The 14,304-nt window shown below is 49.0% G+C and carries 11 protein-coding genes and 5 pseudogenes; 4 read left to right on the forward strand and 12 right to left on the reverse strand.

The genetic code is table 11. The annotated features are described in order from the left end of the window. The 7 genes and pseudogenes from DI44_RS0117410 to DI44_RS00890 form a co-directional block, all read right to left on the reverse strand. Nucleotides 1-1,036: pseudogene (locus tag DI44_RS0117410) on the reverse strand (IS481 family transposase); the annotation flags it as partial. Nucleotides 1,037-1,205: 169 nt separating this feature from the next. Continuing rightward, nucleotides 1,206-1,733 (reverse strand): DUF6431 domain-containing protein, encoded by a 528-nt coding sequence (locus DI44_RS00905; RefSeq protein ID WP_033026467.1) that lies wholly within the window; start codon nucleotides 1,731-1,733, stop codon nucleotides 1,206-1,208. A gap of 152 nt (nucleotides 1,734-1,885) precedes the next feature. Beyond that, nucleotides 1,886-2,179 (reverse strand): annotated as a pseudogene (locus tag DI44_RS0117415) (substrate-binding domain-containing protein); the annotation flags it as partial. Then, entirely contained in the window at nucleotides 2,176-3,069 is an 894-nt protein-coding gene (rbsK, locus tag DI44_RS00900) for a ribokinase (RefSeq protein WP_033026468.1), read from the reverse strand. The gene rbsK and the pseudogene DI44_RS0117415, both read right to left, overlap by 4 nt. Continuing rightward, nucleotides 3,066-4,055, reverse strand: a complete 990-nt coding sequence (locus tag DI44_RS00895) for a LacI family DNA-binding transcriptional regulator (RefSeq protein WP_033026475.1) — start codon at nucleotides 4,053-4,055, stop codon at nucleotides 3,066-3,068. Before DI44_RS00895 ends, rbsK begins: the two co-directional genes overlap by 4 nt. Before the next feature lie 310 nt (nucleotides 4,056-4,365). Beyond that, nucleotides 4,366-4,482 (reverse strand): DUF3789 domain-containing protein, encoded by a 117-nt coding sequence (locus DI44_RS19530; RefSeq protein ID WP_011232702.1) that lies wholly within the window; start codon nucleotides 4,480-4,482, stop codon nucleotides 4,366-4,368. Between the two features lie 87 nt (nucleotides 4,483-4,569). Then, nucleotides 4,570-5,022, reverse strand: coding sequence for a VanZ family protein (locus DI44_RS00890; RefSeq protein WP_033026486.1), 453 nt, complete (start codon nucleotides 5,020-5,022; stop codon nucleotides 4,570-4,572). A 550-nt stretch (nucleotides 5,023-5,572) separates the two neighbouring features. Here DI44_RS00890 and DI44_RS00885 point away from each other — a divergent pair. Beyond that, nucleotides 5,573-5,803 (forward strand): hypothetical protein, encoded by a 231-nt coding sequence (locus DI44_RS00885; RefSeq protein WP_015375947.1) that lies wholly within the window; start codon nucleotides 5,573-5,575, stop codon nucleotides 5,801-5,803. A gap of 341 nt (nucleotides 5,804-6,144) precedes the next feature. On the opposite strand, the pseudogene DI44_RS00880 reads toward DI44_RS00885, so the two are convergent. Then, nucleotides 6,145-6,297, reverse strand: a pseudogene (locus DI44_RS00880) (amidohydrolase); the annotation flags it as partial. 387 nt (nucleotides 6,298-6,684) lie between these two features. Continuing rightward, nucleotides 6,685-8,097 carry a DDE-type integrase/transposase/recombinase gene (locus tag DI44_RS0117420; protein ID WP_033026478.1) on the reverse strand — a complete coding sequence of 471 codons (1,413 nt, stop codon included), beginning with the start codon at nucleotides 8,095-8,097 and terminating at the stop codon, nucleotides 6,685-6,687. A gap of 430 nt (nucleotides 8,098-8,527) precedes the next feature. Between DI44_RS0117420 and DI44_RS00875 the strand changes: the two are divergent. From DI44_RS00875 to DI44_RS00865, 3 genes and pseudogenes are all read left to right on the forward strand, one after another. Continuing rightward, nucleotides 8,528-9,052, forward strand: a pseudogene (locus DI44_RS00875) (UPF0236 family protein); the annotation flags it as partial. A gap of 685 nt (nucleotides 9,053-9,737) precedes the next feature. Beyond that, complete coding sequence (locus tag DI44_RS00870; protein ID WP_020278768.1) at nucleotides 9,738-10,949, forward strand: MFS transporter; 1,212 nt, start codon at nucleotides 9,738-9,740, stop codon at nucleotides 10,947-10,949. 203 nt (nucleotides 10,950-11,152) lie between these two features. Further along, complete coding sequence (locus DI44_RS00865) at nucleotides 11,153-12,811, forward strand: IS1634 family transposase (protein WP_033026481.1); 1,659 nt, start codon at nucleotides 11,153-11,155, stop codon at nucleotides 12,809-12,811. Nucleotides 12,812-13,099: 288 nt separating this feature from the next. Here the strand turns inward: DI44_RS00865 and DI44_RS00860 are convergent. From DI44_RS00860 to DI44_RS00850, 3 genes and pseudogenes are all read right to left on the reverse strand, one after another. Beyond that, nucleotides 13,100-13,375: pseudogene (locus tag DI44_RS00860) on the reverse strand (sodium:solute symporter family protein); the annotation flags it as partial. Further along, the gene (locus DI44_RS00855; RefSeq protein ID WP_011232711.1) at nucleotides 13,372-13,572 is read right to left on the reverse strand and encodes a DUF3311 domain-containing protein; all 201 of its coding nucleotides are present in this window, start codon (nucleotides 13,570-13,572) and stop codon (nucleotides 13,372-13,374) included. The gene DI44_RS00855 and the pseudogene DI44_RS00860, both read right to left, overlap by 4 nt. 36 nt (nucleotides 13,573-13,608) lie before the next feature. Continuing rightward, the coding region (locus tag DI44_RS00850) for an amidohydrolase (RefSeq protein ID WP_033026484.1) at nucleotides 13,609-14,304 on the reverse strand (696 nt) is incomplete at its 5' end.

Raw genomic sequence — 14,304 nt, forward strand, 5'->3', positions numbered from 1 at the left:
CCATCGGCTTTGACCTTGCGGTGCTCCCGCTTCAGAAAAATCGCATCCAGCCAATCGCCATCTTCGATGAACGACACGAGATGCACTTGCGATTGAAACACCTCATGCGGCGTTCTTCCGTCCAGCGAGGCGTGCGGTTTTCGATGATACTCCTCTTCAAGCCACCTCCAAAAACGCTCGTTCAGCTCTTCGAGCGACTTCAGGGGATCCAACTCCAGCAACGGATAAAACCGCGTCTGTACGGTGCGGAAGAACCGTTCGATTTTTCCCTTTGCTTTGCGGGTCATACGGCTGGGTGTGGATGAGGGTAATTCCCATCTCGGCGCACGCATACTGCAGCACCTCGGACCGATAAATTTTCCCGTTGTCCGAGTAAATGCGTTTCGGCTTCCCGCAACGAAGCACCGCTTCCTTCGTGACGATCCGCAGCCCGTCAAACTTCTCCGAGGGGAAACTATACGTACGGCACCAACCGCGAGCAGTCATCGATATAGGCGATCAAAAACGTTTTCTGGGCTTTCCCATTGACTCGAATCGTGGGTCCATGGGATAAGTCCCCTTGCCATAGCTCATTGATCTGGTCATACGCAAAGCGCTTTCGCTCCGGCATGGGCAAGATTTCTTTCCCGACAAGGTTGTGTTTTTTCAACAATCGGTATATAGTAAAGTAAGAGATATGGTTTTTTGGGATTTCCCCCTGCTCGATCAGGTGTTCGTAGAACACCGTCACGGGCATGGTGGGATGTTCTTTTCTTAGGGCTAAAATATGATCCTCATCATCGGGCGACAGACGCCTTGAGTGGCCGCGGTCCGAACGGCGCTTCGGCTTTAAGGCGTCAAAGCCCCCTTTTTTGTATCGGGTGCACCAATCGAGGATCGTCTTGGCTGCGATTCGTTTGTCGCCTTGGTGGGGAACATGGTGCACTCGCTCGCTCACCTCTTTCAGATACGCCTTCGGTTCCACCTGCCCATTCACCAACGGAGCGATTAGCCCGTACCGAAACAGGGCAATGTCGTGTCTCATCGACTCATCCATTCGAATCTCCTCCTTGTCTCACTTGGAATCAGGACCGTTCCGGTCCGTCTGCCCTTATCGTACCGGATCGCTTTTTCTCCGTCGATAGGAAAGGTTTGTGGGAACCTCAACCATTCCAATTTAGGATATGTATGTAAAATAAGGATCCCATTTGATTCGCAAAAGGGTGTCAGAATCCGTCCTCCCACATGTCTCTGATGACCGAATAGAGACCGTGTTTCTCTAACGTCCGGATCCACCAGGAAGCCCGTTCCTTTTCTTTTTTCACGATAGGGCCTATGATCCTCCACCGCCTCGCAAAAAAGCTGTGAAGGCTTGATAGGTTTCGGCAGAACCGCCGGACATAAAAGATGATGCCGTCCTTTGTCGGGAGAAACGGAGCCCGGTTCGTCCCCTCGGTCAATCCCAACTGCTCTTTCACGACTTGCCATATGGCGGACAACGTATACTGAAAATACGGGAGGAGAAAGGAAGGCAGCACACTCACCGTCTTCAAGCATTCCCGACAGCGATACCGGACAATCCAAATGCGATAATCACCATGTGGGGTCAATGCGTTTCGCTCATAGTAACCGTGGCGGTGCAACGGGCGCTTGGCCCGGCAATGCGGACACTTTTTCAGAAGAGGGAAGTCGTTTTCTTTTCCACGCTCTGCATACGTTTGGACGTCAATGCCAAAGTCATGAAATTGAATCACGTCCTCCTCCCCCTCCTCTGAATCGATGGATTTTCTCTTCCGAAATAATTCACAAAAAATTTAGCACATTCTTTCAGAAAAGGGGAGAGGGCTTTCTGAAGGAATGTGCAAAAAAATGGCTCTTTTGTTCCGAAATAAAGTGATAATTTACATTTGTCGATCACTTGGTGGAATCCTTCTCCCCGTTCACGTGCGGCCGAGGAGCCCGGAATCCCTTCCAATTCCACAATGTTTCCGCCGTTTTTCAAGTGGTCGACGATAAATTGCGCCGCCATTTTTCCTCCTGCCACATTGTCAGAAGCGATATGGGTGACCACTTTCCCGCCGTCCGCGCTGCGGTCGACGGTAATGACCGGGATGTTGGCGCTGTTGGCGGATTCAATCGCAGACGTGACAGCGCTTGAGTCCGTCGGGTTGACCAGTAGCACATCGACTTTTTGCCTCATTGACTTCGTTCCTGTTCGGCCAAAAATGATTCCACCTCCTCTCGTCTCGGCATCCCAGCTTGCGCCCCAAGTTTCGTCACCGACAAGGCCGCCGCCGCATTGGCAAACCGACACGCTTCATCAAGCGGCTTCCCTTCTGCCAACGCCACGGCAAGCGCACCGTTAAACGTATCGCCCGCGCCCGTCGTATCCACGACGGGAACTTGGAAACTTGGAATGAGCCGTTCTTGTCCATCTTGCCAAATGCGCACCCCTTTTGCCCCTTCGGTGACAATCAGCTTATCGGCAAACGCTTCTTCGTCCATCTTGTCAAACAAAATCGTCCGTTCATGTTCATTCGGCGTCAAGAAACTCGCCTGCTCAAGCACCGACGGCGGCAGCGGCTGGGCCGGAGCGGGGTTGACGATGACGCGCACGCCGTGGCGATGAGCGATCGAAACCGCCCGTTCCACAACGGGAAGCGGAATCTCGAGCTGCAATAAGCAAACATCGCTTTCGGCGATCACGGATTCACATGAATCGAGATCTTCCGGCGTAAGCGCATGATTCGCCCCAGGAACGACGATGATCCGATTGTCCCGCTCAGAAATCGTAATGGAAGCAATGCCTGTACTCCCATGTGTAACCGGTTTCACATAATCGACGGAAATGCCCTCATTTTGTAACGAATGGATGAGCGCTTGCCCAAACGCATCATCCCCGACCGCGCCAATCATCCGCACATTGGCGCCGAGGCGGGCGGCGGCCACCGCCTGGTTCGCCCCTTTGCCACCGGGAGTGGTGAGAAACTGTTCGCCTAAAATCGTCTCTCCTTGGTTTGGAAATCGCGCCGCCACAGTGACTAAGTCCATGTTGAGGCTGCCGATCACCGTAATGGTTGGTTTGTTCAAGTCAATCCCCTCCTTGACGTCGACTGCCGCACCACAAGTTGAACCGGAAGTTGATAATGGAGCTTCTCAAGCGGCTTTCCCTCAATTTGTTTGATTAAAATTCTTGCCGCCATGGCCCCCATTTCGTAAATAGGCTGAGACACGGTCGATAGTTCGGGTGTTGTCATTTCCGTCAGCGGGATGCCGTCGTAGCCAATAATGGCAATATCATCCGGAACCCGTAGCCCGTATTGCTGAACCGCTTTCAAAGCACCGACCGCCATCGCGTCGTTGCCGGCAAAGATCCCGTCCATATCATGTTCAGCCAACGCAGCCATCACCGCTTCTTTCGCCTGCTTCAACTGGTAATTTCCTTGAATGACGAGCTGGCGATCCCCTAGCCCCAGCTCCTTCATTTCATCTTGATAGCCGCGGAAACGCTCCATGGCGTTCACCACGTGGTTGGGCCCTTGAATATGGGCAATCCGCCGGCAGCCCACTTCATACAAATGACGCGTCGCTAAACGAGCTCCTCCGTAGTTGTCCGCAACCACCGACGGATACCGTTCATGCAGCGGACGGTCGAGCACGACAATCGGAACATCCCATTCCTCGACTTCTTCCGGCGCCAACTGATTTGTGGTTAAAATGACGCCATCGACATATTTTTGCTTCAGCACTTCAATGTATTCCCGCTCTTTTTCGGGCTTCTCATCGGAATTGCATAGAATGACCGTATAGTCATAAATATTCATCACATCTTCCACCGCGCGAACGAGCTCGGGAAAGAACGGATTGGTAATATCAGGGACAATGAGTCCGACTGTTTTCGATGTTTTTTTAAACAGAGCTCTCGCCACTTCATTCGGTTTATAATTGAGCTCTTTCATCGCCTGTCTAACCCGTCTTTCCGTTTCCTCATTAACATATCCATTTTGATTTAACACCCGCGAAACGGTGGCGACGGAGACACCTGCACGCTTTGCCACATCACGAATCGTTGCCATGTTCGATTCCTTCTTTTCTGTCTATGTGTAACCGGTTACACATAGTATATCCGATTTTTTGTGCGCCATCAAGCTTTTTTAAAAGACTAGTGATTTAAGGGGGGAATGTTGTCCTCCAGCAACGTTTCTCAAACTGAAAAACTTTGCAACAAAAACATCATTTTATCCCCTTCAACTTTTCGAATCCGTTGTACTTCGTCGGTCTTTCACGGCGGTCCTCAAACAATGTGCGCCCTTTTTTGCAAGCTGACGTAAACATGATCGCATAGCACTTTCACAAAAAAATCCCTTGCCTGCCGCAAGGGACTTCTCACTTTTCCCTCCACCGTTCGCTTGCTTCATCCGCCCGTTTCGCCACCGCCATCATGCTCATGATGACGAGCATCACAAACGAACCCACAAACATTCCCGCGATAAACGCGACCATGGCCCTCTCTCCCTTTTCTTTGAAACTAGTTATTTGCCATTCTTTCCTTTTTCGCCTCGGCCTATACGTTGGGAGAGCTTTGTTCTATTATACGCCGCGTTTGACCGCCCGATGCTTGGTCCTTGCCCAACAGCGGCAAGCCCATACAATCAAAAGCGCCAGGAGCGCCCCACATGAATCAATCGCCACATCTTTTGGCGTCGCCGTCCGTCCTGGTTCAAACGATTGATGCCACTCGTCGGTTGCCGCATACACCGTCGCAAACAGCCAGGCGCCCGCATACGCAAACCGTTTTGGCGCAAGCGCCCGCCACACAAGCGCGGCCAAAATGCCAAACTCGGTCAAATGCGCCGCTTTGCGGATCAAAAAGTTCAGCCATGACGGCCCCTCTTCATCCCCGCCGCCAAACGGCAAATACGAGAGAATCACTTGCAACACGTGAGCGGTATTCGCTCCGGTGAACAAGGAAGACTCGCTAAACGTGTAAATGACCAAACACCAGAGGATGACGGGAAGCCAGCGGGAAAGGAAATCTCTCATCGTTTCACCTGCCAACAACCTTTTTCCCAACAAAACAAGGTACCTACACAACAAACGAAAGTAGACACCTTGTTCGCTGAACCCTTTATCATCATAACAGGGATGGTGATATTTTTCCATTTTCTTTTTTGAAAGCTGCTTCACCATTGCTTGAAAATCGTTCGCTCACAGGCTGGAAAGAAGACTTCTTTTCCGTTCCCCTTTTCTTTCACCCATTCCCCTTTTAAGGGAGATTCTCTCCGTGTTTATGTTTTCATGAACAAGGGTATAGTAGTAAAAGAAAAATCTGTACATTTTTTCTGGCCAGCATTATAATTTTTAGAAAGGAGAATCAATGAGGTGATCAATATGCCCTCCGCTTTGGAAACGAAAATGAGGCTGACACTGTCTTGCACGGAACAGGCCAACAAACCGAATAAGGATCTTTCATTTGCCGAATTACGAAAAAAAATAGCCAAACCTTCTCCCTTTGGCAAAAAATTAGTGGACATCTACAAACAAGGACGGTAGCCGATTATGTCGTTTGTGATGACATATGAAGATGCCATAGATGAACATTTTGGACAAGCGTCTATATACATCGATGCTTGCCAACATTCAAGATTTAGCCTTAGCTCAAATGCGACTCCTTCAGCTTGAAGCCTATGATGCCTTGCACTACGCCATTGCAACATACCATCATTATGACTACTTCGCTACGCTTGACGGCGATTTTGTCCACGCTCTTTACAACCAAGACCTCGACCTAGCACCGATCACAAAAATTGTCAAAATCGCCTAGCCTTGTCGTCTTGATCGAATCGAAGCCCAAAACTAACATTAAGGAAGACAAAGAGTTCCCATGCTCTCTTTATTTCCTTTATCCACTCATGTGAGCTACACCAAGTTCAACCATGTGAATTAGCGACAGAGAAAGAGCATGCAACTCACATTTCGCACCCTGAATAAAAATTCGAAATAAGCCCGATTTGACCGAATAAAAATTAATTATTTTACATTTTTTATAAAAAATTATTTTTATGCGAATATTCTGGTTATTTTTTGTATATTATGCAAAGGTTGCGAAATATGAGATGCAATATATCGATCCGCCTTTATGATGTACAAAAAAGCGGAAGCATCCTACTCTACTTCCGCCAACAGTTTCAACGTCGCCGCGACAAACATTTGCACGCCGATCTCAAGCGCGTCTTCGTCAATCGTAAAGCGCGGGTGGTGGTGCGGGTAAACGATGCCTTTTTCTACATTGCCCGCGCCGACGTAGAAAAAGCATCCGATCTTCACCCCATCGTCGTTGGAGGCGATCGTTCTGCAATCGCGAGGCTGTCCCCGTGTGATCAACGCATTGGCCACGATGTGCCTGTTGTACGGGCATCAGCTGAAAAAGGACGTCATTGAGGTAGCGTCAAAAGTTCTATGAAAACTCCACACAGATCATCCCATTGAGCATCGTGGGGCATGCGGAGGGCCGGATTCGCCCTTGACCAACACCCGCCAAAGGTGGGAAAGAGTCGTCAAGGGCGACGGGGACAAAAAGAAGGCAATAGGAAAGCCGCCCTTGCCATGACCGAATTTTACCTTTGGCGGTGTTCGGTTGGTCAAGGGTTCGCTTCGCCGAATCCGGCAGGAGTTCTGTTCAACGGGCTCCGGAGGACAAAAAAGTCAGGGCTCCTCTTGTAGGAGAAACGCTTGGGCCATGGCGATCAGCTTCGTCCACCGGGCCGGCATATGCGGCAGCTCAGCGAGCTCCGAGATGACGACCGGCACCCGGCCTTCGAGCGCGCCATGCGGGCGCAGAAAGTTGAAATACGCCACAAACAGCGTCACAAAGGACACCGAGCCTTCTTCCGCACCGAACCCATGGGTCGGGCGATAGTTGCCTTTAAAGGTCCGGTTGAATCGCTCGATGATCTGCTTGAGAGGGCGAAACTCTTCCGAGACCGGATCTTCGTTGGTCAGGCCGATCACCTGGCGGACGTCAAACGAAATCCCGTGCTGGGCAAAGAAGTGTTGCGCCAGCAGGTAAATCGGGTTGCCATCCACGACAAACGACAAGTCGTCTGGGAGGGACGGCAGCTTTCGCAGGACATCATCGATGGCCTGGATGGCCGAGAGCGTGTCCCGCTTGGGCGAGACGCGATACGACAGCACGATCTTTTTGACGGCATCAAACATAAAGAACAGGTAATGCCAGCGCCCTTTGACGCGAATATACGTCTCGTCCCCGCAAAACGAACCGGACAGCTCATACGGGAACCGGTCGACAAAGGGCTTGATCCAAAGCGCGGCGCTGTTGGCGTAGTTGAGCACCGTCTGATGGGAGATCGAGACGCCATGGATGTCCTTCATGGCGGCGGCGGTCTCCCTCGAGGACATCCCAAAGTTGACGTAGTACGTCAACACGAGCCCCAATACGTGCGGCGACGCAGCCAGCCGGGACAAATCGACCTTCGGTTGGATGGGCGACGAGGAAGCCAACGGGAGAAAGTCAAACAAGAACTCTCGAAACAAATACCGCACCTTGAAGGCTTGAGGATCCTGTTGAAACTGTTGGCGCTCCTTCTTGGTCATCCGGCGAAGGTTGGCCTGGTAAAACGGGCAATCGTTGTTCTTGCACTTATAGATGTTGTATTCTTTGCGTTCCTTGATCTTTTCCAGCGTCTTTTTGCAGTGCGGGCAGCGAAAGACCGCTTGCTTGGTGAACCGGTTCCGGTGGTTGAACCGGCACTGGCACACTTTGCATTGGTATTGCCCGTTTCCGCCGTTATTGGCGTACAGGTAAGAAGAGGGAGCCTGGCAGCGAGGGCAGGTCAACGAATCCGGAACACGGTGTTTCGCCTTCGCGCGGCGCTGGATGGGCCGCAAAGGACGTCCGTGCTGGGCTTCGTAGTCCGCCAACAACTTCCGGTAATCAAGGGTTTCCGGTACATCGATGATCGGAAGGTCATCGATCTGAAGTTTTCGGTACGGTTTTTGGACGGGTTCGTCCAAGTCCTTACGATTCAGGGATTTTCCCACGATCACACCCATGAGATACACAATGATTTGATATTGGGTCTTGATGATTTGAAGCAAATAGGCTAATCATTGAGGTAACAAAGCTTGTCACTCCTTTGTTTTGGCTGTTGAGTGTGTGGTTACCTCAATGATGGCCGAAAACAACGGGGGTGGCAAGCTTTTTTTCTTCCAACCGTTGAAACTCAAGGGAAAACCGTGAGTGTGGAGGATAAACTTTTGACAATACCGTCATTGACGAGGAAGTGGTGCGCATGGCCTTAGAGGAAATGGGGGTATTAGCACGAAAGGAGCCGAATCGGCCTCTTTTGTGCTTTCTCTTTTCCATCATTCCATCAGGCGCGCTGGAAATCTTCATTTGAAAGAGCGTGCAAACGTTCCGAAAGAATGTGCAAAGTCCGGAATAATCGGCAAAAATTTTGCACATTATTTCGGAATCCATCTGAAATAATTTGAAAAAGGGATTCTGAAAGAATGTGCTAATTTACACGTGCGAAAGAAGCTGGCAAAACAAGACGAAGAAGGGATTCTCGTGGAGCTGAACAGCACGGTCGGCACGTTGGAGGACGAAGCGAAAGAACAACAGCTGGCTGCCATGATCCGCCGGATCGAGTCGATGCCGGGATGCATCCAGGACGATCGGGAGTGGCTGTCCGAGCAAGGGGTGGAGACGACCGGCATGCGTCCGATGGGCCACGCCGAGAGCGTGATGAGCCGGTTTGCGCATCGGGTGAAATCCCGCCGCAGCTGGAAAGACCAAGGGCTTCGGGCGTTTCTGAGGGCGATGGCGGCCCGAATCGACGGGATCGGGTGGAGAAAGGGACGGTGGGAGGAGCAAGAGCCCCAGTCGGCCGTCTCGGCCTCAACAAAGTCCAAGCGGATCGAACAGGCCAAACGGAAGGCAGGACGGTTGTGGGTGGATGTGGTGCGTCAGAATATACCGTGTCTGCAACGATCATCCGGGACGCCGATCCATCAAGCGTTGTCGGCGCTCCGGGATGGTGGTTGGATGTAAAAAATGGAATACAATATGATCACCTCAAGATGAGGGATGAGGGTCCGAAAGCACTTACGATATCAATTCCTGAAAATGGTTCACTAACTAGTGATTGACAACGCCCGTAGTGAACCGAAAAAATGTTCTCCACAAAGTCTTGACTGACTCTAACACTAGGAAAAACTTGTGGATTCCTTGGTGATGTGCTAATCTATTCATGAGACATGAACCTCCTTGTGGGTAGTTGTGAGCACATCTATTTTACTCAAGGAGTCCCGTTCATGTCTCCTTTTTTGTTTGATTGTCAATTTATGTTAGCAAATTTGCTCATCTACAGTTCTTTAATACAAAATATAAGATATTTTGAATGGGATCAATCCAAGGAATTACCGGAAGTAAGTTTGACCGGTTATCTACAGTTGTCTAAACATTTTAATGAAACTATCAGCTAAATACCACCTTCTATGGGTGGTGTTTTTTATTCAACATAACATAAGATATGTTGCATTCAACGATATCCGACAAAACGAGACGAGGTATTACAAAAAACTCTTTACATTACCGTATTTTCCCGATAAAATAATTATTGTAATAACTGTAATATAATGAATATTTAGTTATATTAAAACCACCCCTTATCCTATGTTTTGATTTTGTTCTGTTTCACAAGTGCGTTACATGCCTAGTCTCAATCTTTCTAAGGGTGATCATTTTGAACGCTACAAAATTTTGTATAGCAACGTTTCTTTCAAACTTGGGGGACGTCATATACAGTGTTGTTATAGCTTGGTATATTGCTGACGTTTTACAATCAGGTTTTTTGATGGGAGCAGTTTTATTTTCCCTAGGTTTGTCGAGATTTATTGCTGGGCTTCTTTGCGGACCGGTTATTGATCGAATAGGGGCAAAGTTGTTTCTGTGGTTGTCAGACATGATAAGGACAATCATTGTGTTAGTTTTGGCTATTCTGTTATGGGATCATACTATCTCTTTTGTAATTCTCATAATGGTCTCCGTTTTGTTTGGAGCGATTGATGCTTTTTATTGGTCAGCCTCAGAATCAATAAAGCCAAGATTAGTCGCTACTGAATATTTGAGTCGTCTCAATAGTCAATACTTCACTGTTGTAAGAACAACGATCATTTTGGGCCCTTTAATAGCCGCTTGGATGGTTGAATCAATCTCAATAGAACATTCCTTGATAGCCATTTCTATCTTATATGCATTTTCAACTTTTTTAATTTTGTTTATTGACTCTAAAAATAGTCATCTTGAAAATATAAACGATAATAATGATAAAACTTCTTACTTTTCGGATTTAAGACTTGGTTTTAGTTTTTTGAATAGACAAAAAATGATTTTTTATTTGGTTATAACTATGTTTTTTGTAAATATTGGAGCAAACGGGGTTAATGTATTGTTCCCTTTTTTAGCTAAAAATGTTAGTGATGATGCTAAGTATTTAGGATATATATATTCATCGATGTCAATGGGAAGTTTGTTAACTGGTTTAATCTTTTCAGTTAAAAGCATTCACAAGGTTGAATTGAAGATTATTTATTTATCTTTTCTTTTACAAGCTACTGGTATTGCCGCACTATGTTTCACCCAAAATTTTTTGATTATTCTAATTTTCGTTTTTGTAATTGGCTTAATTACTGGTTTTATAGGAGTCCTTATACCTACTTTTGTTCAACGTTCTGTGCCTATTCATTTATTAGGAAGAGTTAATAGTATTATGATGGCGATTTCAATGCTTTCAACGCCAGTAGCCCAGTTTATTTTTGGGGTCAGTGTTGATTATTTCAATATAAAATATCTTTTCTTCATTGCAGGTGCTTTGGGTATAGTTACTAGTTTATCTTCGTTATTAATTAATGTGAGAAAAGGTACGCCAAGAGAAACTGTAATGTAAAGGAGGTGTTAAGCTTGAATATATTAGTTGGCGTTACAGGTTCTTCAGGAGTTGTTGAACTACCTATGTATTTACGAGTTTTTAGAGAAAAACTAGATGCTAACTCACATTTCGCACCCTCTCGACGAAAATCGGGAGGATTTTTTCGTTCCGATGTCGAATGAATCCTTGACACACAAGGAACGTAAAGGAGTTTTTCTCTTATGAACGTTCAAGTCAAAAAGGACTATCGCAATTCTTATTTGAATATAATAAGTGCCCTATTCAAGAAACTGGGTCTGCCTCAATTGATTGACAATCTCGTGCCCGTCGATCCGCAGTGCCAAACGCGAGTCAGAGATGCCGTTCAGGCCATCCTCTACAATGTGTTTGTCGGCCGGCAAGCCCTCGTTCCCGTGGAACGATGGGCTCAGGAGATCGATCTAGAGAAACGCATCCGTCCCGGTCTCCATCCTTCCTGGTTGAACGACGATGCGTTGGCCCGTCATCTCGATCGCCTGTATGAGGCTGGCATTCACAACGTCATCAGCACTTGCTTGATTAATATTTATCGCAAAGAGGGCCTTTCCCTCCGAGCTTTCCACGCCGATCCGACGGACAAGACCGTTTACGGCGCGGATGAATCGGCCTCGTTAGAGGCCTTACAAATCACACATGGCTACAACCGCCATCATCGTTTGCAAAAACAGATCGGTTTCGGACTGGTCGGCAACGAGGATGGCATCCCATTATACGGCGATGTGCACGACGGCAACCTGCCTGACAAAACGTGGAATCCGGAGGTGCTGTCCCGTGTCCACGAACAGCTCAAACAAGCCAAGATGGAAGACGAATGGATTTATGTGGCCGATTCCGCCGCGATGAAGAAAGAGACCCTGGCGCAAACCAAAGCGGCGAACGCCTTTTTGATCACCAGAGGCCCTTCGTCGCTCCGGATCGTGAAAACCGCGCTGGCCGAAGCGGATGCTGAGGACACGACGTGGAGCGATTCCTTTACGTTGGCGGAGAGAAACGGCGCCACGTACCGGGTATGGGAAACGGCCTCAACATATGAAGGCCAGCCCGTACGGCTGATCGTCGTCGAATCGAGCGCGCTCGACCAGAGAAAAGGAAAGACGCTTGAAAAAGAACGAACCAAAGAAGCGGAGCTTCTTCGCGAGGAACAAGAGCGTTGGGAGCGCCATCCCTTCTCCTGCCGGGAAGATGCCGAACAAGCCTTTGCGTCCCTCAAGGCGTCCCTTCGCCCCCGGTTTCATCGGGTTGAGGCCGCGGTCGAAGAGATCGTACGCCTGAAAAATCGGCGCGGACGGCCGAAAAAAGTGGCGGAACCCGAGGTGGAGACGCTGTATTTCTTGCACCTTGACGTCGAATTCGACCAAGACGCGTGGGAACAGGCGAGACGGAAAGCGTCCCGGTTTGTCCTTGTCACGACCGTTCCGAAGGAATGGAAGGGCCAACCCATGGATGCCCAAGAGATCTTGAAGCTATATAAAGGGCAAATCTCGGTGGAAATGATCTTCGCGTTTTTGAAAGATCCGTTTTTCACGGATGAGATTTACGTCAAAAAACCAGAACGGGTCGCAGTATTAGGCTATTTGTTTCGGTTGGCCGTGGCGATTTACCGCGTTTTTCAGCGCCGAGTGCGTCAGTTTATTACTCCAGAACACCCGTTGAAGGGTCCTGGAGGCCGCAAGCTGACCCGACCGACGGGGCAGGCGATTTTCCAGCTGTTTCAATATGTGAACGTCGTCCTGTTCAAGCTGCCGGATGGGCGCATCCAACGCTCGCTGGATCGCTCCCTTACCCCTGATCAGCGAAGGATTCTGCAGGGATTGGGCATGGATGAGAGCATCTACGTGTAACGTGATACGGAACGACCAGCTATGGTAAAAAAAGGATTGCCATCGCTCGTTGTGTTGGTCAAAAAGTTATTCTGAAAAACTAAATAAAAAATCCTTTGTCTTGACATTGTTAGGGTGCGAAATGTGAGTTATAACGTATAAAATTTATTTTTAAAAGAAAAAATTAATAAATCGTGTGCCTATGAAATTCGGTATTTTTTCCTAGGATCCGCATCACGAAACCCTTGATATAACAGCATTTTGGTCATTTCCATTTGCCTAAAATGACCTCAAAACTGTCGAACTCGGGGGAAGCATCCAATACGATAACACATAGGCCAGGCAGCCGTAGGCAATGATGTAAAACGTCGGCCCCCCTTTTCCATAGGCCCAACCGCTTCCGCCAAGGAACGTGAACGTTGTGTAAATTTCACCGGCCATCAGGAGGAAAACGAAAACTGTGCCAAATCCGCGCCCACCGACGGTCCATTGCTCCAAATTCATGTCTTTTCCTTTTCGCGCCTGCACTCCTAGATAAAGAGACAGCAACAAGAAAGCAAAAATCATCACTAAGGCCGAGTTCATGTCTGCTCATCCTCCTTCACCGCAGGGTCAAAACGATACACGATGGCCATGATAACCGAAGTGGCGATCACCCAAGCGACCAGCCAAAAGAGAAGCAACGGCATGCCAAACACGTACGGAGTCACTTGATTCACAAAAGGAACGCCGCCGAGCATGCCGATAAATGGGACAATCATTAACCAACGGATGCTTTTCATCTTCTCTCCCTCCTTGGATATGTCAAGCGAAAACAGCTATTCCGCCCCCGCCAACAGTTTCAACGTCGCGGCGACAAACATTTGCACGCCAATCTCAAGCGCGTCTTCGTCGATCGTAAAGCGCGGGTGGTGGTGCGGGTACACGATGCCTTTTTCTTCGTTTCGGGCACCGACGTAAAAGAAGCTGCCCGGCGCTTTTTGCAAGAAAGCTGAGAAATCTTCGCCGCCCATGTTCGGTTTCAAGCGGGCGACGGCTTCTTCGCCCAATAGTTCGCGCGCTGTTTCCTCAATGACGCGGGTCACTTCATCGTAGTTGATGACCGGGCGGTAGCCGTAGTCAAATTGAAACTCATACGAGGCGCCGTGCGCTTCGGTGATTCCTTTGACAATGCGCTCCATCCATTGCGGCACCGTGCGCCGCAGCGTCTCATCAAACGTGCGCACTGTCCCTTGGATTTCGACCTCCCCAGGCAGGACATTATGCGCCGTACCCGCCACAAATTGCGTCACGGACAGAACAAGCGGCTCGAGCGGGTCGACATAGCGCGAGACGATGTGCTGCAAGTTCGTCACGACTTGCGCTCCGATGGCGATCGCATCGATCGTTTGGTGCGGCATCGCTCCATGGCCGCCTTTGCCGATGATGCGGATGAAAAAGCGGTCGGGTGCGGCCATCATCGGCCCATACACAATGCCGATTTTTCCGCGCTCAAGCGGCGACCAAAGGTGAGT

It is taken from the genome of Geobacillus sp. CAMR5420 (genome assembly GCF_000691465.1).
Taxonomy (GTDB): Bacteria; Bacillota; Bacilli; order Bacillales; family Anoxybacillaceae; genus Geobacillus; species Geobacillus thermoleovorans.